This window comes from Litoreibacter halocynthiae (assembly GCF_004365635.1).
Lineage (GTDB): Bacteria > Pseudomonadota > Alphaproteobacteria > Rhodobacterales > Rhodobacteraceae > Litoreibacter > Litoreibacter halocynthiae.
Map to the genome: position 1 here is coordinate 30,438 of NZ_SOBH01000001.1, position 20,255 is coordinate 50,692.

At 57.6% G+C, this 20,255-nt stretch carries 22 protein-coding genes and 1 tRNA gene; 11 read left to right on the plus strand and 12 right to left on the minus strand.

All coding sequences use genetic code 11. The annotated features are described in order from the left end of the window. Positions 1–45 precede the first annotated feature (45 nt). From comE to BDE40_RS00145, 4 genes are all read right to left on the minus strand, one after another. The gene (gene comE, locus BDE40_RS00130) at positions 46–609 is read right to left on the minus strand and encodes a sulfopyruvate decarboxylase subunit beta (RefSeq protein ID WP_134011701.1); all 564 of its coding nucleotides are present in this window, start codon (positions 607–609) and stop codon (positions 46–48) included. A 1-nt stretch (position 610) separates the two neighbouring features. Continuing rightward, complete coding sequence (locus BDE40_RS00135) at positions 611–1,108, minus strand: thiamine pyrophosphate-binding protein (protein WP_134011703.1); 498 nt, start codon at positions 1,106–1,108, stop codon at positions 611–613. A 72-nt stretch (positions 1,109–1,180) separates the two neighbouring features. Further along, positions 1,181–2,071, minus strand: a complete 891-nt coding sequence (locus BDE40_RS00140; protein ID WP_134011705.1) for a LysR substrate-binding domain-containing protein — start codon at positions 2,069–2,071, stop codon at positions 1,181–1,183. A gap of 44 nt (positions 2,072–2,115) precedes the next feature. Further along, complete coding sequence (locus BDE40_RS00145) at positions 2,116–2,304, minus strand: hypothetical protein (RefSeq protein WP_073143047.1); 189 nt, start codon at positions 2,302–2,304, stop codon at positions 2,116–2,118. Positions 2,305–2,448: 144 nt separating this feature from the next. On the opposite strand from BDE40_RS00145, the gene BDE40_RS00150 reads away from it, so the two are divergent. From BDE40_RS00150 to BDE40_RS00160, 3 genes are read left to right on the plus strand one after another with little or no spacing between them, the layout of a single operon-like run. After that, on the plus strand, positions 2,449–4,089 hold the full coding sequence (locus tag BDE40_RS00150) for a hypothetical protein (protein WP_211342386.1): 1,641 nt from the start codon (positions 2,449–2,451) through the stop codon (positions 4,087–4,089). 26 nt (positions 4,090–4,115) lie between these two features. Further along, positions 4,116–5,222, plus strand: a complete 1,107-nt coding sequence (locus tag BDE40_RS00155) for a phosphatase PAP2 family protein (protein WP_134011709.1) — start codon at positions 4,116–4,118, stop codon at positions 5,220–5,222. Beyond that, positions 5,223–7,355, plus strand: coding sequence for a S8/S53 family peptidase (locus BDE40_RS00160; protein WP_134011710.1), 2,133 nt, complete (start codon positions 5,223–5,225; stop codon positions 7,353–7,355). Between the two features lie 158 nt (positions 7,356–7,513). Here the strand turns inward: BDE40_RS00160 and BDE40_RS00165 are convergent, their stop codons facing one another. Beyond that, on the minus strand, positions 7,514–8,200 hold the full coding sequence (locus tag BDE40_RS00165) for a M48 family metallopeptidase (RefSeq protein WP_134011712.1): 687 nt from the start codon (positions 8,198–8,200) through the stop codon (positions 7,514–7,516). 176 nt (positions 8,201–8,376) lie between these two features. Between BDE40_RS00165 and BDE40_RS00170 the strand changes: the two genes are divergently transcribed. Together BDE40_RS00170 and BDE40_RS00175 are read left to right on the plus strand one after the other, a co-directional pair. Further along, complete coding sequence (locus BDE40_RS00170) at positions 8,377–8,712, plus strand: TIGR02300 family protein (protein WP_073143056.1); 336 nt, start codon at positions 8,377–8,379, stop codon at positions 8,710–8,712. Between the two features lie 84 nt (positions 8,713–8,796). Continuing rightward, positions 8,797–8,872, plus strand: a tRNA-Ala gene (locus BDE40_RS00175). Positions 8,873–8,923: 51 nt separating this feature from the next. On the opposite strand, the gene BDE40_RS00180 is transcribed toward BDE40_RS00175, so the two are convergent. The 3 genes from BDE40_RS00180 to BDE40_RS00190 are packed head-to-tail and all read right to left on the minus strand — an operon-like array spanning position 8,924 to position 11,975. Beyond that, complete coding sequence (locus tag BDE40_RS00180) at positions 8,924–9,970, minus strand: ABC transporter substrate-binding protein (protein ID WP_134011714.1); 1,047 nt, start codon at positions 9,968–9,970, stop codon at positions 8,924–8,926. Further along, complete coding sequence (locus BDE40_RS00185) at positions 9,940–11,313, minus strand: sensor histidine kinase (protein WP_134011716.1); 1,374 nt, start codon at positions 11,311–11,313, stop codon at positions 9,940–9,942. Before BDE40_RS00185 ends, BDE40_RS00180 begins: the two co-directional genes overlap by 31 nt. Further along, positions 11,310–11,975, minus strand: a complete 666-nt coding sequence (locus BDE40_RS00190; RefSeq protein ID WP_134011718.1) for a response regulator transcription factor — start codon at positions 11,973–11,975, stop codon at positions 11,310–11,312. Before BDE40_RS00190 ends, BDE40_RS00185 begins: the two co-directional genes overlap by 4 nt. Positions 11,976–12,077: 102 nt before the next feature. Between BDE40_RS00190 and BDE40_RS00195 the strand changes: the two genes are divergently transcribed. Genes BDE40_RS00195 through BDE40_RS00220 form a run of 6 tightly spaced genes read left to right on the plus strand, consistent with a single transcriptional unit; the run spans position 12,078 to position 17,391 of the window. After that, positions 12,078–13,046 (plus strand): Bug family tripartite tricarboxylate transporter substrate binding protein, encoded by a 969-nt coding sequence (locus BDE40_RS00195; RefSeq protein WP_134011719.1) that lies wholly within the window; start codon positions 12,078–12,080, stop codon positions 13,044–13,046. Then, positions 13,046–13,534 carry a tripartite tricarboxylate transporter TctB family protein gene (locus tag BDE40_RS00200; RefSeq protein ID WP_134011721.1) on the plus strand — a complete coding sequence of 163 codons (489 nt, stop codon included), beginning with the start codon at positions 13,046–13,048 and terminating at the stop codon, positions 13,532–13,534. Before BDE40_RS00195 ends, BDE40_RS00200 begins: the two co-directional genes overlap by 1 nt. A 1-nt stretch (position 13,535) precedes the next feature. Beyond that, positions 13,536–15,041, plus strand: a complete 1,506-nt coding sequence (locus BDE40_RS00205; RefSeq protein ID WP_134011723.1) for a tripartite tricarboxylate transporter permease — start codon at positions 13,536–13,538, stop codon at positions 15,039–15,041. Further along, positions 15,041–16,390, plus strand: coding sequence for an acyclic terpene utilization AtuA family protein (locus BDE40_RS00210; RefSeq protein ID WP_134011725.1), 1,350 nt, complete (start codon positions 15,041–15,043; stop codon positions 16,388–16,390). Before BDE40_RS00205 ends, BDE40_RS00210 begins: the two co-directional genes overlap by 1 nt. After that, positions 16,387–16,686: a DUF4387 family protein gene (locus tag BDE40_RS00215; protein WP_134011727.1), complete on the plus strand. Its 300-nt coding sequence runs from the start codon at positions 16,387–16,389 to the stop codon at positions 16,684–16,686. Before BDE40_RS00210 ends, BDE40_RS00215 begins: the two co-directional genes overlap by 4 nt. Before the next feature lie 39 nt (positions 16,687–16,725). Further along, complete coding sequence (locus tag BDE40_RS00220; protein WP_073143073.1) at positions 16,726–17,391, plus strand: GntR family transcriptional regulator; 666 nt, start codon at positions 16,726–16,728, stop codon at positions 17,389–17,391. Positions 17,392–17,475: 84 nt separating this feature from the next. Here the strand turns inward: BDE40_RS00220 and lpdA are convergent, their stop codons facing one another. The 4 genes from lpdA to BDE40_RS00240 all read right to left on the minus strand — a co-directional run bounded on the left by lpdA (position 17,476) and on the right by BDE40_RS00240 (position 20,248). Next, positions 17,476–18,864: a dihydrolipoyl dehydrogenase gene (lpdA, locus tag BDE40_RS00225; protein WP_134011729.1), complete on the minus strand. Its 1,389-nt coding sequence runs from the start codon at positions 18,862–18,864 to the stop codon at positions 17,476–17,478. An 84-nt stretch (positions 18,865–18,948) separates the two neighbouring features. Further along, positions 18,949–19,338, minus strand: coding sequence for an MAPEG family protein (locus tag BDE40_RS00230; protein ID WP_134011731.1), 390 nt, complete (start codon positions 19,336–19,338; stop codon positions 18,949–18,951). Continuing rightward, positions 19,335–19,577 carry a hypothetical protein gene (locus BDE40_RS00235; RefSeq protein WP_134011733.1) on the minus strand — a complete coding sequence of 81 codons (243 nt, stop codon included), beginning with the start codon at positions 19,575–19,577 and terminating at the stop codon, positions 19,335–19,337. Before BDE40_RS00235 ends, BDE40_RS00230 begins: the two co-directional genes overlap by 4 nt. Before the next feature lie 101 nt (positions 19,578–19,678). Then, positions 19,679–20,248, minus strand: a complete 570-nt coding sequence (locus tag BDE40_RS00240; RefSeq protein WP_134011735.1) for a GIY-YIG nuclease family protein — start codon at positions 20,246–20,248, stop codon at positions 19,679–19,681. Positions 20,249–20,255: the final 7 nt, after the last annotated feature.

The following is a 20,255-nucleotide window of genomic DNA, read 5'->3' on the forward strand; positions in this document are numbered from 1 at the left end:
CTCCCCAGACCCCTCCGAGGTATTTTTGAAGCAATGATGCAGCGGTTATGCGTTCTGTGCCGCGACCGTTTTCATAAAGCGGTCACGGATTACGACGGGGTCCATGGTGATCACCGGAACCTTGATATTACCGCTTTCGCATTTTGACACGATCACGGTCATTTTGTCGCCCGCCAGCGCGTCCTTGACCACTTGAACAGTGTCTTCGGCTTTGCACTCGATCACGTTCTTGCACCCGCAGGCTTCGGCGACTTTCGTTAATGACGTCAGCTTGCCCGCATAGGTCGGCTGGTCGCCTGTAGAACCGTAAGAACCGTTGTCGATGATCAACAAAACGTAGTTGTCGGCTACGTTGTTCGCGATTGTTGGCAGGGTGCCCATGTTGGTCAGCACTGAGCCGTCGCCGTCGATGACCAGAACTTTGGATTTCTGCGCCAAAGCGAGGCCAAGGCCAATGGAGGAGGCCAAGCCCATAGTGCCCAGCATGTAGAAGTTGGACGGCTGGTCGTCGATCATGTGCATTTCCTGGCTCGGCAAGCCGATGTTGCACACGGTCAGCGTGTCTTTGATGGTCGAGGCCAGTTCTTTGATAATGTCGGAACGGATCATATTAGTAGCCTCCCCAGAAGGACGCATCTGTCAGGATGGCGACCGGCTTGTTGCACATGAAAGTATATTTCAGGATCTTGTCGAACTCGTCCGCATCCGATTGTTTGTGGAAATGGTAGGTCGGGATGTTGATCTGTGCGAGCAGGGCTTTTGTATGGACGGCCATCTCGGCTTGGCAGGCAACCGGTTCACCCAGCTCGCCGCGGTAGGATATCAGCATCGGCAGCGGCATGCGGTAATATTGGGTTAGCGTGACCAGCGTATTGATTGTCACCCCGATGGCGGTGTTTTGCATGATGATCGCGGAGCGTTTGCCGCCCATAAAGGCTCCGGCGCAGAGCCCCATGCCTTCGTCCTCTTTGTTGGACGGGATGTGGTAGATGTCCGGATGCTTTTCGGCGGCGTCAATGACGCCGCCCAATTGTTTGCATGGCACGGTGGTAATGAACTCGACTTTGTTATTCACAAAGCCGTCGATGATGACGTTATCGACTGACATGTGTCGGCTCCCTTTGATCCTGTTGTATCTGGATTTGACCTAAAGAATTGCGATGGTCAAATCATAAGCTCTTTAGTTTTGGTTAAGAGAAACTTTACATATGCGAACGGCCTCGAGGATTTCCTGCACAAGCCGTTCTATCAAGGGAGCTTTCGGGCAATCGGCGCGCGTCAGCAGGCACAGGTTTCGGCCCGGGGCCTCGAGCGACACGCGCCGTAGCCCTGCGAAAACAGGATCGGGCACGCAAATATGGGGAACAACCGACACCCCAAGCCCGTGGGCAACCACACTGGCCACGGTTTCAAGCGATTCCAACTCCATGCTGCTCTGCACGTTGATGCGGTTGCGAACGAGCCAGTCTTCAGCGATTTTTCCCGCCGCTGAACGGCGCGCATGGCGGATATAGGGCAAGCTGCGCAGTAATTCTTCCGGAGTACCCTTCGGACCGTCTGGGGCAATGATCAGCACCAATGGCTCATGTGCGATATGGTATGTGCGCAGGCTGGACGACGGGACGTCCAAAGCGGACGTGATCACTGCATCTACCGCGCCGCGATCGACCATTTCGACCAGATCGCTCGACAGGCCGGGGACGACCCGGACCTGAAGTTGCGGCGTGCTTTGCATAAGTCTTTTGAGGGCCATTGGAACCAACCCGTGCAAGCTTGACGGCACAGCACCGAGGGTAAGTGTTCCTACGAGGGTGCTTTCGCTTCCGGCATCGGCGAGCAATGCGTCATAGGCAGCCACGACCGCGCGCGCCTTGGGAATAAGGGACAAGGCCAGCGCTGTTAGGCTGGGTGGCTTGGCCTGACGGTCGAACAGGGCTGCGCCCAGCACGTCTTCCAAACGTCGCATTTGCTGCCCCACAGCTGCTTGCGACACATGGACCTGATCCGAGGCTGCAACAAAGCTGCCGGTATCCGCAACGGCGATGAGGGTGCGAAGAAGTGTAATGGACATGACTGAGACTTAGCCCGCGCCGGGAAACCCAACAAGGGGAGAGGTCAGTCGCTGAGGTCTGCGGGACCTACGCGATCCGCCAACAAGATCAACCAAGAAAGCGTTTCGCGCGCATCCTCGCTTAGCGCGCTGTCCTCACTCAACGCGTGCATCGAGCCGCGTAGTGACGGCCAGCGGTCATAAAAGTCGAGCAAATCGGTGATTGGTTCAGGCCCCTTCTTAAGCGGCATCATTTGTAGCTCCGGTGAACAAAAAATATTTATTGATAACAGGCTATCAACGCAACGAGGCTGCCACATGTGAAAAAAGTGTGAAGGTCTTGGTGCCACTTGCATTAACTTGTTAAGCTTACCCCTAGGGAAGGCAGTGAGAACATCGTGGCCAAAAAGCTTAACATATCGTTGTTCGGTTCATGCGTTGTGCGTGTGGACGGCGCGGAGGGAGTCGAAGTGAAGGGTGCCAAGCACAGGGCGCTGTTCGCGCTTTTGGCGACGGCACCTCTTGGACGCCGCACGCGGTCCTACCTTCAGCGTACCTTGTGGGGCTCGTCCTGCTATGACGGGGGGCGTCAGAACTTGCGCCGTGCCCTGTCCGATTTGCGCAGCCTTCTGGGGGCGGATTTCGACCACTTTATCAAATGCACGAACAGCGACGTTGAGTTGGACCTGTCATTGGTCAACTTCCTCGGCGCGCCCGGCACAGGGGCGTTCATGGAAGGTATCGGAATTCGCGATCGCGGCTTTGAGGAGTGGGTTGCGTCCATGCGGGCTGATGTAAACCAGATCGCGGCGCTCTATCGCACGACGCCGCGCACTGAGTTGGGGCGCCCGCTGCCACGAATCACAGCGCTGCCATTTCAACGGATAATGGGCGGCGAAGATCTGAATGTGCTTGGTGATTGGTTGGCTGAGGAGGTTTGCCGGTCATTATCACGCTCCAATCTGCTTTCCGTCATCTCGCATTTATCAAGTCGCGCATTGGCGACGCGCACCACCGACACGCTTGATGTCCGTCGGGAGTTGGATGTCGACTATTTCGTCACCGGCTCGATCCGCGATATGGGCGGGCGTATCGTTGTGGACATGGATTTCGTGGATGCGCGTGACGGCAACATTATGTGGACCCGTCAGATTGCGGGGCCGCAATCGAAGTTTTGGGATGAAATTACGACAGGGCTGGATGGGGTCGTGCGTGCGATCGGCCGGACCATCGCCGACGAGGCCATTGCTTATGTGAACGACAGGCCCGTGCCAGAACTAGAGGACCACCACCTTGTCATTGGCGGCGTATCACTGATGCATCGCCCGACATTCCGGGATTTCGCCAAGTCCCGAACCTTGCTCGAAGAGGCTGTGATACGTGCGCCGATGGTGGCGGAGACCCACGCATGGCTTGCCAAGTGGTATGTGCTGAGCGTGTTTAACGGATGGACCACTGACAGAAGCGGTGACACCCAGAAGGCGCTGGATGCGTCGTCACGGGCATTGGACATTAACCCGGACAGTTCGTTCTCACTAGTGATCGACGGTTTTGCGCATAACAACTTGATGCAGCGAATGGACGTGGCCAGCCAGCGCTACGACACGGCGATCGACATCAATCCGAATGAAAGCCTCTCTTGGCTCTTGCGCGGTGCGCTGCTGGCGTTTCAGGACGAGGGGCCCGCTGCGATTGCTGCTGCCGAGCAGGCGCGCAATTTGTCGCCAATTGATCCATTTGGCTATTACTACGATAGCCTGTCCAGCACAGCCTATTTGGCGGCAGAGAACTACAGTCGCGCCTTGGAACTTGCGGATCGTTCGCTTGCCTTTAATGACCGGCACCTTTCGACGCTGCGAACCAAAATTACAGCGCTGCATTTTCTGGGCCGAGGGGACGACGCTCGTATCGCTGCCCAAGATTTGACTCGCCGGGCACCTGACTTCAGGGTTGAAGAATATGCGAGGCAGCACCCGGCAGCTCAGCATCGAGCCGGAAAACGCGTGGTGACCGCACTATCGGCAGCGGGTGTACGGTAGGTGTATTTAGATAAGGAATAGGACATATGGCGCAAAATGGTGGTTTCGGTGGTTTCGGTGGCTTCGGAGGTTTTGGTGGCTTTGGCGGCGCAGGGGGAATCGGGGGCACAGGTCTTGGTGATTTCTTTACCGCAGGAGCGGTCGGTCCCTACGATCCCGCCCTTACCGTTGGCTTGCAAACAGCGGCCGAAGGTATTGAGCATGTTGCCGGTGACGGTCCGGCTCCGGTCCCGACGCAATTGCCGGAGAATTCGACCGCAAACCTCGCGCGCTCTGCGGATTGGGTGCGTGGGTCTCTCTACCTTACGGACTTTATCAAAGATGTTGATAGCACCGTCGCCGGTAACCAGGTGTCGCTCAGTTTTGAGGGGGCGGATTTGGTCGCGATCAACCGCCCATCTGCCGAATTGATGTCGCAACAGGCCAAATTTGTACGCGAATATGCGGATTTGAGAGCGGACCGCGCGGCGGAAATTACCAGCCAGCTTGGCTTCCCAACAGAGTATTTCGCCATGATCTTGGCGCTGCATCCGGCCCATAACCGCTATACTCTGGAATTGATCACGGTCACGCAATTGATGTGCGCGCACATGGCCATGATGGCAAAATATGCGCTGGCGATCCGACGCCCGGATCAGGTGGACACGCGCATTATGCCAATGATCGCGACACCAGGGCACGGTAGTTTCCCGTCGGCACACGCGACTGAAGCTTACGGCGTTGCGACTGTCATGTTGGGCCTTATGGATGCGTGGCAAAGCTACGCGGATAGCACCGACCGCCGCGCATTGCTTCAACAGCTTGCCAACCGCATTGCCGTCAACCGTACGGTGGCGGGTGTGCATTATCCGATGGATAGCTGGGCGGGCGCATCACTGGGCCAAGCCGTCGGAGGGGCGATTTTAGGGCGCTGCGGTGCGACGCAGAGCGCTAAGTCAATTACCTACACGCCCAACAATACCGACTTTTTCGGCCACGAATTCGATCGGCTGGTTGCGGGTGACCCTGTCAGCACGGACTATGGCATCCAGATTGGCGCAGGTGTGCAATCTTCGCAATCGGAACTGTTTAATTGGCTTTGGAAGAAAGCGCTGAAAGAAGCCCACACCGGAGATGAAGGGGCGATGGTCTAGATGGCGCGCCGTGTCAGGCAATATACCGGCCCTTACGAGCGCTGGGTCTTCGGCAAGAATCTAGGCCGCCCTTTCAGTTTTCCGGCAATCCGGAACTGGAGTTCGCGCTATTTCGCGGCACTTATGGACAGCCAGACGGCCTTGCCAGATGTCTCCACCGTTAAGTTCCGCGCCGAACCGGGCGCGCCGGTGGAGCGGGTCGATATCCGCTATCCGCCACTTTGGAATGACGGGCAGGGGCTTAGTGTTCGTCCGTTCTGCTTTTATGACCCCGCCGCAGAGGAAGAGCCTGCGTCCACGAGCATCGAAGACTGGATCGACATGCTGCTTGAGCTGCTCGACCAAAACATAGACAACTTTGATGCGAGTTCCGACAATCGCCCGCGCCCCCGCTATCGCATCAATTTTCCGATCAATCCGGCGACTTGGACGCAAGACTATGATCCCGCTGGCCCCGTGGGCGACTTCGCTCCGCAAGTTACAGCGCCAAAGGCGATTATAGCTGTCATTGACGATGGGATACCTTTTGCCAACCGGACCTATCTTAACAGTGCGGGCAAAACGCGGATCAGCAATTGCTGGCTGCAATCGGCGCGCAGCCCCGGGCCAGGGGCGGTTCCTTTCGGGCGCGAGTTGAGTAATGGCGAGATTGACGCTCTGCGGACGGAGCATGGTCGCGACGAGAAGGCGATCTACTACGCGGCGGGGGCCATCGACGCAGACCTGCCCGAGATGGGTAACTACTTGCTGCGAGAGACCACCCACGGCGCGCATATCCTGTCGACAGCCGCTGGAAAAACACTTGGAAAGACCCAAGAGCCTTCGCAGGATGATATCGAAATCATTGCGGTGCAGCTGCCAAATACGATTGCATGGGACACTTCGGGCTTCGGCAAAGAAATGTATATGCTCTCGGCGCTGCACTACGTATTCGAGCGAGCCAAGCGTATCGCCGAAGCGCACGGGAGTGCAGAGCTGCCATTGGTCGTGAATTTCTCCTATGGCTGGTCTGGCGGCCGTCATGACGGGCAATCCGAGATGGACACCGCAATACAGGAACTTCTCGAGTCCAGACGCACGCTTGCACCCACCTATCTGGTCATGCCAAGCGGCAACACCTATCTCGACAAAATGCACGCGAATTTCCAAGAGAGTGAATTCGTAAACGACGAAATCAGCATTGGCTGGCAGGTGCAACCTGACGACCGCACCTCCAGCTATGTAGAAATGTGGCTGCCGGAAGGGCTGGATCCCGACGGCTACACATTTGAAGTTACCCCGCCACGTGGTGTCTCTTTTGACGCTACGCCTTCCCTGGCTTTGCGGGGTGCCCCGCGCTTCCCTCGTGGAGATCCACGAAATTTCGTGAATCTTCGCGTGGGTGGCGCGGCGGTGGGGCAATTGTCAGTCGATAAAAATCGCGGAACGCGCTGGAGGGCGATGGTTGCCTTGGCCCCCAGTATGCCGCTCAAGATGCCAAATGATGATCCTCCGCGCTGGGCCACCTCGGGGCGTTGGACGCTCACGCTGAAAAGGACTACTGCGGCAGATCGCTTGCCTGATGGTGATTATATCAACATATGGGCGCAGCGCGATGACGACCCGTCAGAGCTACGGACCGGCGGGCGACAAAGTTATCTGGTGGAATTGGACAAAGCGCCGACTCAGAAGTCGGCTTTACCCGAATATAAGCAACCCCTGAGCCTCGTGCGAGGGTTCGGCAGCATGAACGGGGTGGCCAACGCTGATTTGGTGACACGTGTTGCGGGTTACATTCAAAGCACCGGACAACCTGCACCTTACTCGTCTGCCGGTGGCCTGCTGAACACAGATGACCCAGCCCCTGAAACTTGGGGCCAGCACGTCGATATCTGTGGGGTGTCTGACAGAAGTCCGGTGCTGCCGGGAACTGTCGCACAAGGTGTCTATTCCGGAGCGCGGTCGATCCTGATCGGGACGAGCGGTGCTGCACCACAGGTCGCGCGGTCCATCGTGCGCGCGTTGGCAGACGGGTTGGACCCGATGTCTGGTATGGCGACGCAAGTCTATGAATATGAAAACCCGGTTAAGAACGTGCACTTGAAAGCGCGCTTGGGGACTTACAAGTCACCGCCCCTATGGGCGGGAGGGTGACGGTGACAGGACCGACAGGAAGGGCCTGATCATTGTACAAGTCATGCGGGCAATTACTGTTCGCGTGAGAGAGGGGCGCTCTGCGTCAATTACCCAGTGAGCCGCAGCTTTAGGCGAGGTTGTGTGCACTTTTTTTGTGTGGCACTGGGCGTCCCTTTTCAAAACTGGAAGCGGTGCAATCCGCCGCCGTTGGACCGCAGCCATTTGCGTGGGGTCTCGTATTCGGGCATCAATCCCGCAACCTCGTTCCAAAACGCCGCGCTGTGGTTCATCTCGGCCAAATGTGCCACTTCGTGCGCTGCGACATAGTCCAGCACGCTTGCCGGGGCGAGTATCAGCCGCCACGAATACATCAGGTTCCCCTCGGATGTGCACGACCCCCAGCGGGATCGCGTATCGCGTAGGCTGATTTTCCCGAACGGGTGACCCAATTGCGCGGCGTAGCGTGCGCTGGCTTCCGCCAAGCGGTCGCGGGCGAGCGTCTTGAGAAAGGCCCGCACCCGAACGCCGGCTTTGTCTTCACCAAGTGGTACAAGAATGTGCTCGTCCATCAGCTTCACGACGCGTGTGCGGGTTTCAGCGATCAGGCGAGGACGTCCCTCAACAGGTATCAGCGCGCCGGGGACGACAAGTGTCGTGCTTGGCTGGCGGTCCAGATGGCCACGAATCCAGTCTTCCTTGGTGTGCAGGAACGCCTGAGCCTCGCGCAGAGAGGCGCGACGGGGCAACGTAAGAGACACACGCCCGTCGACACCCGACACGCGTAGCGACAGCCGCTTCGCCCGCGCCGAGTGCTTCAACGTCACGTCAATCGGGGGATCACCCAGTTGAATCGTTTCTGCCATTTCTTGTGTGCCTGCATTGTACTGCTTAGGTAGAAGGTAGCGCGGCCAATAGGCCATGGAAAGCAACAATGGGGGGAAAGCCTTTGACACGCCTTTCCCCATGTGGCAACTGGCTGCAATTCAGATATTCAACTGCATGTGCGCCTTCATAGCTGCACCGACGAAAGAGGACGATTATGCCCAAGGAAGAATGGGGCGTTAAACGCGTTTGCCCAAGCTGCCAGGTTCGGTTCTACGACCTGCAAAAAGACCCGTTGACCTGCCCGGCTTGCGAACACGAGTTTTCGCTGGAAAGCCTGACTGGTAACAAGTCTCGTACGATGCAGGCGGACAAGCCTGACGCGCAAAACAAAGACAACGTCGCGGACGATGCGGACGAGGTCGTTCTCGAAGATGATGAGGACGAAGTAGACGCAGATTTGGGCGACGACGTCCTTGAAGACGATGACGATGACGACACCGTCAGCCTTGATGAACTGGCTGATGTAGCCGCCGACGACGACGACAGCTAATTAGTGGGGCGCGGTTGGATTTTTCGCTTGAACTGATCCCCGCGCCCTTCTAGATACCACTTCGCAACCGCAAGGTTGCAGTTTGGGGCCTTAGCTCAGCTGGGAGAGCGCCTGCATGGCATGCAGGAGGTCAGCGGTTCGATCCCGCTAGGCTCCACCAAACACCCTCCGTTTTGAAATTTGTGAACCCAGAAGCGACGATCCGCTTCGCCTATGGCGTTTCCTGCAAGATGGAGTTTTCCCAACTGCGTAGGAACTTGTTCTCTTTCAGCTGATCAAGAAACACCAACAAGCCCGGCCCGAAGCGGATCGGTCGAAGCGCGGGGTTGTTTTGCAAGGCACTTGCATCCAATGGCGGAAGGCCTGTCTTGTCCGCAAGGTCCGGTCGCGCGCGCAAGGATGTGAGGAAATCGACCATAACCCGGGCGTCCTTGACGTTTTCAGCATTGGCGGGGATCAATACGGTGCGCAGCATGACATTAACGAAATCGGTTAGCTCTACGATATGAAAGCCCTCGGTCTTTGCTTGCTCGGAGGCCGCGTAACTGCCCAGCACATTATACGCCAAGGCCAGCTTTCCTGACGCCACTTCAGCAATCATGTCACCTGAGCAGCAATAGAGCTGCGCGTCCAAACGACCCATGACCTCCATCAATCGCCAGAATGTCTCGGATGTGCGGCTGTCCTGCGTGGCCATGAGGTAGCCAAATCCCGACCGCCGTACATCATAGGTGCCGATGCGCCCGCGAAATCTGTCAGGGTTCTCGCGAAGCAAAGCGATAAGCGCGTCGCGGGTCTGCGGGGCCTCGCCTTGTTTAAAGAAGGTGTTGGATACCACCATTACGGCGGGTTCTTGAGTGAAGGCAAATAGCTGATCACGCCAGATCGCCCAATCTGGCAAGCTGGCGGCGTTCGTCGGCGAATAGCTTTGTGCAAACCCGTCATTGGCCAGTTTGGTTTGCAGGTCCATGGCTGACGATATTGCCAGATCGAACACGGCCCCTTCTTCGTAGATTGCTTGCATCAGGTCTGTGGTGCCTGTGATCGTGTAATCGACCGAGATGCCGGGGTTTGCCTGCTGAAATGCAGCGATGATGGGCTCGAATACTGCTTTGTCAGCGGTAGAAATGACACGAAGCACGGATGTCTCAGCCACTGCGGTATAGACTTGACGGTCTTCGACCTCGAATGAATGCGCCGCGCCGCTCCACAACGTTACGGCGGCAATCAGACGTAGGGCAAAATCAGTGACACGCATGCGCCTTGTCCTTCCTTGCTATGGGACAGCTCCAGCCGCCCGCCATGGGCATGGGCCACTTCATCCGCGATGGTTAACCCCAGACCGGACCCCACCACATCCCCCACATTTGCCCCGCGAGAATAACGCGTGGTGAGGTCTTTAAGGTCCATACCGCCAAAGCCGCGGCCCTGATCCGCGATGGAAATACGCAACTCCGAGCCGCTTGCGATGCGAACAGTAATGTCGCTGTCCTCGGGGGAATACTTGATCGCGTTGTCCAGAATGTTGTGCAGCGCAGCTTGCAACATGATGCCGTCACCGTTGAAGGGAACCGGTCTGTCCGGCAACTCTCGCAACAAAGCAATGTCCTTTAAACCCGCCGTAGGCGCGAGGCGATCACAGGTCTCATTGATCAGCGCCGCCAAATCCAACGGGTCCAGTGCCAGACTGTCGGCGCGAAAAGTGACCATGGCGTGATCGAGGATTTGACCGGCAGAGCGAGAGCTTTCATCAATCGCACGGATCATGTCGCGGATAGCTTTCTTGTGCTCGGGTTTGTTGAGCTTGCGGTGGGTCACCTCAGCTTGCGTGCGCACGGTTGCAAGCGGTGTGCGCACGCGATGCGCGGCTTCGGAGATCAAGTCTTCCGTGCGCGACAGGGATGAACGCAGCCGCCCCATAAACGAGTTCAGGGCGTCAACCAGGGGCACAAGTTCCTTAGGGGCTTCTGCGGTCACCGGACGCAGGTCGGACGGGCCACGCCGCGTCACAGCCCCCGTCATCCGCCGCAACGGGCGCAGCGCCGAGTTTGCGGCGAGCAGGGAAAGCGTTGTGGCCAACAAGAAGAACAGCAACCCCACACTTGTAGCGGTGATCGTGATACGTCGCGAAATCGCCGCAAGGCCGGATCTGGTCTGCGCCACGCTGACCACAACTTCCGAACCGGTCGCAGTATTGGCGACGCGGCGCAGGACGGAGGCAACTCGCACCTCGTCGCCACGGTAAATTTCAGTTGAAAATGCGGGCGTATCCAGACGGCGGGGGCTACGGGTCACAGGCAGATCTGCGTAGCCCGTCAGTGTTTCACCTTGAACCATGACGCGGTAGAACACACGGTCCTCGTTGATCGTGCCAAGCATGGAAAGTGCGGAATAGGGAAGCTCCAATGTGACTTTGCCGTCCTCCGAAGTGAGACTGTCGGCAATAGCTGTGGCTGAGGCCGCGAGGATGTCATCTTGCGTTCCCTCGGCTGCCTGCGACGCGACACCGCGCACCACCATGACAAAAGCCAGCGACAACACCGCTGCCACGGCGGCAAGCTGGAAAAACAGGCGTTTGCGAATGGAGGTTGGCTGCTTCATGCGGGGATCATGCGATACCCGAGGCCACGCACGGTTTCGATGCGCGCACCGGAGCCTTCGAGCCGTTTGCGAAGGCGGGCTACATAGACCTCGATGGCATTTTCTGACGCCTCGTCAGAGAATGAAAACATCCGGTCGATAAGGTGTGATTTGGAGAATACTTGACCGGGCGCGGCGAAGAATACCTCTAGAAGCCGAAGCTCCCGATTGCGCAGGTTTGTTGAGGCGTCGCCAAATTGCAATGCACCCGTTGTCAGGTTCAGCACGGTTCCTTCAAAGGTCTTCTGGTTGTCTGCGGCACCCCCTTGGCGGCGCATGACAGCGCGGCAACGGGCTTCCAGCTCGGCAAAGTCGAACGGTTTGGTAATATAATCATCCGCCCCCAAATCCAATAAGGAGATACGATCAGACACGGCGGAACGCGCGGTGATGACGATAACAGGTGTGCGTTTCTCGGCGCGCCTTTGACGCTGTAGGAAATCGCGGCCGTCGCCATCTGGCAGCATAATATCCAGCAAAATCAAGTCGTAATCGGCAACATCCATGCAGGCACTTGCCGCGTCAAGACGGTCAGCGTGATCCACCGCGTGTCCGTCAAGCTGTAGCCGCTCCACAATCGCACCTGCCAGCTTTTGGTTATCCTCGATCAGCAGATAGCGCATGGGGTTGAAGCCTTTTGGGCTGCGTGACAGGTTCGTGTCAGGTTTCAGCGTTTGTCTGGGACCATGTGCGGGGAATCCCGCCATGTCAAATGGGAGGAAACTATGACGAACCGTCTTTTTAAGGCGCTCATGACGAGTGCTGTATTGGGTCTTGGGGCCACCACCGCAATTTCCGCTGCTGAATGTATCGCGCCTGCCAACCCTGGCGGCGGCTGGGACTTCACCTGCCGTCAAATCGGCAAGATCATGTATGACATCAAAGCCGTTGATACACCTGTTCAGGTGACCAACATGCCGGGTGCCGGTGGCGGACTTGCTTATAACCACGTGGTTTCCGAGCGCGCAGATGATGGCGACCTGATTGTCGCCGCATCTTCCGCCACCACCACGCGTCTGGCACAAAATGCTTACGCTGGCATGACGGCTGACCAAGTGCGCTTTGTTGGCGCTATTGGTGCCGATCCAGGTGTGATCGTGGTTGCAGCTGACAGCCCCTACAAGTCTTTGGGTGATCTGGTTGATGCCATCAAGGCCGATCCCGGCTCCGTCGCTTTCGCTGGCGGTTCTGCTGTGGGCGGTTTTGACCACATGAAGCCACTTATGATCCTGCAAAAAGCTGGCTTCACCGACATCACCAAGGTCAAATATATCGGTGTTGACGGCGGTGCGGATGCGATCACGCAAACTGTGGGTGGCTTCACCCAAGCCATGACCGGCGACATGTCCGAAGTTGTGTCGTTCCTGTCCAACGGTGACATCCGCGTCATCGCGGTTCTCACTGACGAGCGCGTGCCGGGCTTTGATGATATCCCGACTGCCAAGGAGCAGGGCTATGATGTGGTTGCGGTGAACTGGCGTGGTCTCTACGTACCAAAGGGCATCTCTGACGAGAAATTCGACGAATGGGCCGGTAAGCTGCAGCAAGTTGCTGACAGCCCAGAGTGGGCGCAGGCAATGAAAGACAACGGCTTGGCCCCGTTCACCAAAGTCGGTGGCGACTTCCAGTCCTATGTCGATGGTCTTGTCGCTGACATCGCCGCAATGTCCAAAGAGCTGGGAGTTACCCAGTAATGGCCTCTGACCGGATATTTGGTCTGGTCACTCTGATCACGGCGGTCGCGTATCTCGCGGCCGCCACTCAGATTCAGACGAACCTTTTCTCGGGCGAATTTCTGCCGAAGCTGTTCCCGATGCTGATCGGTGGCGTGGCAGCGCTTTGTTCGTTGTTCATGGTTTTCAAACCGGACCCGGAGCCTGACTGGCCCGCCTCCGGCTCGTGGATCGCCATGGGCGTCGCTGTCGTCGTGCTTGCAATCTACGCCGTGCTGCTGAAACCGCTGGGATTCATCCTGCCGACCATCTTCGCCGCAGGCATCCTGAGCTACCAAATTTCCCCGCGTGCCAAGCCTGCCATGCTGGCTGGCATCGGCCTGTCGCTGGGGCTGTTCGTGCTGTTCAAGTTCGCGCTGGGTTTGGGCAACATCGTGGCCTACCGCATCCCGACGCCCGCGAAACTGTGGGACGCGATCTCAATTCTCATTCCATTCGTGGGGCACTGATATGGACATTCTATCCAACCTCGCGCTGGGCTTCGGCGTGGCGCTTTCGCCCTACACCCTGTTTCTGGCCGTTTGCGGCTGTTTCCTCGGAACCATTATCGGTGCGCTGCCGGGCTTAGGTCCGTCGAACGGCGTGGCGATCCTGATCCCGATTACCTTCACCCTTGGCCTAGACGCCACCAGTGCCTTGGTGCTGATGACTTCCGTCTATTACGGCGCGATGTATGGCGGGCGGATATCCTCGATCCTGCTGAACATTCCTGGTGACGAGCCAGCACTGATGACCACCCTCGACGGCTACCCGATGGCCAAGCAAGGCCGCGCGGGAGACGCGCTGGTGCTGTCAGGTGTCGCGTCTTTCGTGGGTGCCTTCCTTGCCACTATCGGCCTGATGCTGCTGGCCCCGTCGCTGGCGCGGGTCGCGTTTCTTTTTGGCCCCGCCGAGTATTTTGCCCTCTATCTTCTGGCATTCTGCACCCTTGGCGGCATGGCCTCCAACAACCAGGCCAAAGCCGCTTTGGCCGCTTGTATCGGCCTAGGTATTGCAACGATCGGTGTGGACTCGTCCTCCGGTCTGCCGCGTCTGACGGGCGGCAACCTGCACCTGTATGACGGTGTTGATTTCCTTGTTGCCATCGTCGGTCTGTTCGCTATCGCCGAGGTGTTCTTCTTCATCGAAAGCCACGGCAAGGGGTCGTCCATCGGTGTGAAACTGGACAAGGTCGGCATTCCATGGGGCGATATCTGGGACACCAAGTGGACGATGCTTCGGTCCTCTGCTGTCGGCTTCATCGCGGGCATTCTTCCCGGTGCCGGGGCGTCGCTTGGCTCGTTCATGGCCTATATGTCAGAGAAATCCATTGCGGGCGAAAAAGGCGGCTTCGGCACAGGCGTCCCTAAAGGCGTCGCGGCTCCGGAGGCGGGCAACAACGCCGCAGCAGGTGGTGCGCTTGTGCCAATGCTGACACTGGGCGTGCCAGGGTCTGGCACGACCGCGGTTTTGCTGGCGCTTCTGATGACACTTAACATCACACCCGGCCCGACGCTGTTCACCGACCGGCCCGAAGTCGTTTGGGGCCTGATCGCTTCGCTGCTTATCGCGAACATTGTGCTGCTCTTGATGAACGTGCCGATGGTGAAGATCTTCGTCAAAATCTTGATGGTGCCAGCGTGGATATTGCTGCCCGGCGTGACGATGATTTCGTTTGTCGGTATCTACTCGTTGTCAGGCAGCTACTTCGATCTGTTGATGATGGTAGGTTTCGGTGCGCTCGGATACATTCTGCGCAAACTCGACATTCCGACTGTGCCCGTGATCCTTGGCATCTTGCTAGGCGGTAACATGGAGGACGCATTGCGTCGTGCCATGACACTGTCGGATGGCGATGTGACCTACCTGTTCTCCAGCCCGATTGCGATCGGGCTATGGGTCGCTGCCATAGCAGGGTTCGTTGCGCCGATGTTCTTGCGTAACATTCTGAAAAAGCCACAAGCGATCACAGACTGATGGTCAAGGTTCTTATTCCCTCCGGGGCTTTGGGGCTCGGGTATGACCGCAAAGCTTTGGCACGAGGTATAAGCGAGAAGCCGGACATCATAGCGATTGACGGGGGGTCCACGGATAGTGGGCCCCATTATCTTGGGACCGGCACCTCCAAATATGCGCGCGGTTCCACCAAGGCGGAATGGCGTGAGTTGATGGAGGCCCGCGCCGAGGCGGGTGTGCCACTGATCATCGGAACCGCTGGCACCTGCGGCGCGGATAGTGCCGTGGATTGGCTGGTGGATATCACGCGAGAGATCGTTGCCGAAACCGGGATGAAGGTGAAGCTTGCCGTTCTCAAAAGTGGGCAGCGACAGGATGCTTTGATCGACGCATTCGGTCAGGGAAAAATCACGCCCTTAAAGCCGGCACCGGAGCTGTCCGAGGACGTCATAGCATCCTGCTCCAACATCGTGGCATTGGCCGGAGCCGAGCAAATACAAGCGGCACTTGAGACCGGTGCGGATATTGTGATTGCAGGGCGAACAACTGACACGGCAATTATTTCAGCTTTGCCCTTGTCGCGTGGGTGCCACGCTGGCGGGGCGTGGCACGGGGCCAAGATCGGGGAGTGCGGCGCGCTGGCAACGACTGCGCCCAATTCTGGCACCATTCTGATCGAGTTTGACGCGGAAGGGTTCACAATTTCCCCGATGGGCGCGGAGGCCCGCGCGACACCACACACCGTTTCGGCCCATATGCTCTATGAAAACTCCAACCCTGACATCCTTTATGAGCCCGGCGGCTATCTGGACGTAAGTGCCGCAAAATATGAGGCACTCGATGACAGGCGGGTGCGTGTTTCCGGAAGCGAATGGGTGGTCTCGGACCGCTACACGGTAAAGTTGGAAGGCGCACGTCTGGCGGGTTTTCAGACGGTGTCCTTGGTCACTGTGCGCGACCCCCGCTACGTCGCCAATATCCGTACATGGTGCGATGATATCGCGATCAAGGCGACTGAAAAAGCGCGTGCGCGTGTCGGGGAGGGGTTCGAGATTGAACTCCGCCTGATTGGTTTGGATGCGACTTTGGGGGAACTGGACACACAAGCCAAAGCTGGAACCGAAGTTGGAGTGTTGGGTCTGGTTACGGCCCCAACCGAAAGTCTGTCACGCGAGGTGGCCAAGGTTTTGAACCCGTATCTTCTGCATCACCCGTTGACCGAAGAAGAGGAAATGCCCACATTTGCATTCCCGTTTTCGCCACCGGAAGTGTCTAGGGGCGCGGTCTACGAGTTCTGCTTGAACCATGTGCTGGAGCTTGAAGACCTGATGGAGGCTTTCACATTGACCATTGAGGAGTTGGGCCAATGAGCAGGCTCGGGGATATTGCGGTCAAGGTGCGTTCCAAAAACGCGGGGCCGTTCTGGTTAACCGTCGACATTTTCTGTGGCTCACAAAGTGTATTCGCGCAGGTCTGTACCTCAATCACGTCAGCACGGATCGCTGACGTATTTGAGGCCGAGATCGCTGTTGTAGATCGCTACGAGATGGACTCATTGAACGTGCTGAAATTCAGCCTGCCTCGCCCTGCGGTGCAAGGAACGCGTCAGGATCGTGACATGCACGGCGCGTCGTTCGCAGCGCTGGTGGCGGAGCTTGAGGTTTGACACCTTGACCGTGCAAGGGTTTGTGATCACAGTCTTTCCATGCTGCTGAATGCGCCCAAGCCCGAACCCACAGGCACCGCCGCGACAGGTGCGGCCAATGACATGGTGTACCGTCGCCTTCGGTCCCAGATCATGCACGGGGAGATATTGCCCGGCTCTGCCAAGACCCTTCGGGGGATCGGTAAGGAATTCGGTGTGTCGATGACTCCCGCACGCGAAGCCATGCGGCGGTTGGTGGCGGAAGGGGCGTTCTCATTGTCGTCGTCGGGACGTATTTCAACACCGGAGCTATCAAACGACCGCATTGAAGAATTGGCGGCCTTGCGCGCGCTGCTGGAGCCGGAACTGGCAGCCCGTGCGCTGCCTCGTGCGCATTTCGCGCTGATTGATCGATTGCAAACTATCAATGGCACTATTGGACAAGCCATCGCGCGCCAAGATGCTGTTGGTTATATCCGCACCAATCTCGAGTTCCACCGGACGCTTTATCTGCGTGCGCAGGCCCCGGCCATGCTGGCCATGGCGGAAACCGTCTGGCTGCAAATGGGGCCAACCATGCGCAGTTTGTACGAGAAGCTAAGGCGCTCGGAACTGCCGCAACACCACCGTCTCATCGTCGCCGCTCTCAAGGCAGGGGATGAACCGGGATTGCGGTTGGCTGTGCGGGCGGATGTGACCCAAGGGCTTCGGATGTTGGCGCAATAGGAGTTTCGGAGGTCCTTTCGGACCCCCGATATTCGTGGGGCGCTGCCCCACACCCCGAGGTATTTGTGAAGCAATGATAGGCGGTTAGCTGTGGATGGGGCCGTCGCCACAAGCCAGTGCGGCCTCGCGCACGGCTTCCGAATAGGTCGGGTGCGCGTGGCAGGTGCGGGCGAGATCCTCCGCCGCGGCGCCGAATTCCATCGCAACGCAAACCTCGTGGATCAGGTCGCCCGCCATTGGGCCGATGATATGCGCACCCAAGATACGGTCGGTATCCTTGTCGGCGAGGATTTTGACAAACCCGTCGCCTGCGAAATTGGCCTTTGCGCGGCCGTTGCCCATGAAGGAGAATTTGCCGACCTTGTAGTTTCGGCCCGCCTCTTTGAGCTGTTCTTCGGTGGCACCGACGCTGGCGACTTCGGGGTGGGTGTAGATCACGCCGGGGATAACATCATAATTTACATGGCCTTTTTGGCCTGCAAGGACCTCGGCGACGCCCATGCCTTCGTCTTCGGCCTTGTGGGCCAGCATCGGGCCGGTGATCGCGTCGCCGATGGCGTAAATGCCTTTCACCGAGGTTGCCCAATGGGCGTCGGTCTTGATCTGGCCGCGCTTTTCCATCTCGACGCCAAGGGCTTCGAGGCCAAGACCGTCGGTGTAGGGTTTGCGACCAGTGGCAACCAGCACGACGTCTGCGTCTTCGGTGTGCTCGCTGTCGTCCTTGCGCAGTTTGTAGGTGACTTTGGCCTTGTTGTTCTTGACGTCTACGCCTTGGACGGCGGCGCCGAGTTGGAACTCAAGACCTTGTTTCTTCAGCAGTTTCTGGAAGGTCTTGGCCACTTCCGCGTCCATGCCGGGGGTGATTGTGTCGAGGAACTCTATCACCTTCACTTCGGCACCCAAACGCTTGTAGACAGAGCCCAGTTCCAGTCCGATCACGCCTGCGCCGATCACGACCAGCTTGTTTGGAACCTTGCCCAATTCCAATGCGCCGGTGGAGGAGACGACGGTCTTTTTGTCGATCTCTACGCCGGGCAGGGTGGCCACGTCAGAGCCGGATGCGATGACGATATTCTTGGCCTCATGGACTTCGTCACCGACTTTTACCTTGCCCACCTCGGGGATGGAGGCCCAGCCTTTGATCCAATCTATCTTGTTCTTTTTGAACAGAAATTCGATGCCGGAGGTGTTGCCGGAAATGACCTCGTCCTTGTAGGACAGCATCTGTTTCCAGTCGACGGACGGTGCCTTGCCCTTCAGGCCCATCTTGGCGAAATTATGCTCTGCCTCATGCAACTGGTGCGACGCGTGCAGCAGGGCCTTGGACGGGATGCAGCCGACGTTCAGGCAGGTGCCGCCAAGGGTTTCGCGACCTTCTACGCAAGCCACTTTCAGGCCGAGTTGGGCGCAGCGGATGGCGCAGACGTAGCCGCCGGGGCCGGAACCGATGATGATGACGTCGTAGCTGGACATTGAGGTATCTCCTTACCTTAAATAGGCGTGTTTTCTGTGTCTGCGATCCGTCGGCAAAGCGTCGGACTTCTGTCGGGCACCTTTTTAGAGCAGCGCCGCGACAAGCATGGTGACTGTTGCGAAGAACCCTACGGCCCAAATGACGGAGCGCCAAGGGGTCAGGCCAAACGCGTAGGCGGGAATGTAGAGCACCCGCGCGATGAGGTAGAGCCAGGCGCAGGTTGCGGTGACGGGGGTGGACTGGCCGCTGACCGAGATCACGACGGCGGCGATGGTGAACAGGATCAGCCCCTCGAAATGGTTGTTCATCGCGCGTTGCAGACGGCCGGCGGTTCCGGTCAGCTCGATCTTCTTGTCGCGCGGTGAGGCGGCGGCTTTTGTGCCGACCTGCATTTGTGCGGTGACCGAGTAGAGCAAGAATTGCACGACTTGCAGCAGGGCCGCGAGGGTGAGGATGGTGAGTTCGGTGGTCATTTCTTGGCTTTCTTTCCGGCTTGGTTGGTCCAGACGATCGTGCCATCATTGGGGCACTGAAGTGTCCCGTCGCGCGAGCCGTCTTCTTTGGTGCCCTTGACAAACCCGCCCGAGCTTTGGAAGCGGTGGTAGGGCGTATCCCCCGGCTCGGAGCTTGGACCGACACCGACCACGATGCGGATTTCATCGTTGAAATCGCTTTCCGGGCAGGTGAGGGTTATGGGGTCTAGATAGGCCATCGAGATCCTTTGTGGGGTGGCGGGGTGAACCCCGCCCTACGGGGGTGGTGTGGTAGGTGAATCGTTCGTCTTTGGCAAAGAACGAACCACAACTCGGGGTGCTATTGGCCGAGTCTTTTCTCAATTCGTTTAAGTCTCTTTTTTAGTTTTTTATTTTGAGAGTATAGTTCTCGAAGGTGCACGTCTTCATAGTGCGACCATTGCAGATACTCCTTTGCATCGCCCCAATCGCCTCCTCGTTTATTTAGCGCTGGTTCACCAACTGAAATCAGCAGGGCCTCAAGTTCGTTCAATGCAAAGCTGATCGGGCGAGCATTGTCTTCAGTTTCGTCAGCTTCGGATTGGTCATCTACACTCCCTTTCGGCAACCGCTTTGGATCAGTTAACCCAAACCATGAGAAATGTGACCATCGGTCTCTGTTATTGTTCCGAGTGTGCGCCCAAAGTCTTGGCCCAATTTTTGACTTACCGCGGCCCGCCTGACCAATGTACAAATTTTCTCGTTGGTCATTCTGCAGAACATAAACACCTGACTGAAAGTTGATTTGCGTTTCTGGTTCGTCAGGCTCTGTTGAGGAAAGTGATTTTGGTCTCCAGCCATAAATCCAAAAATCATCAAGTTCGACTAAGTCACGCCGCCAGAACAAGCCAAAGCACTTGATACTTGACATACTTGTA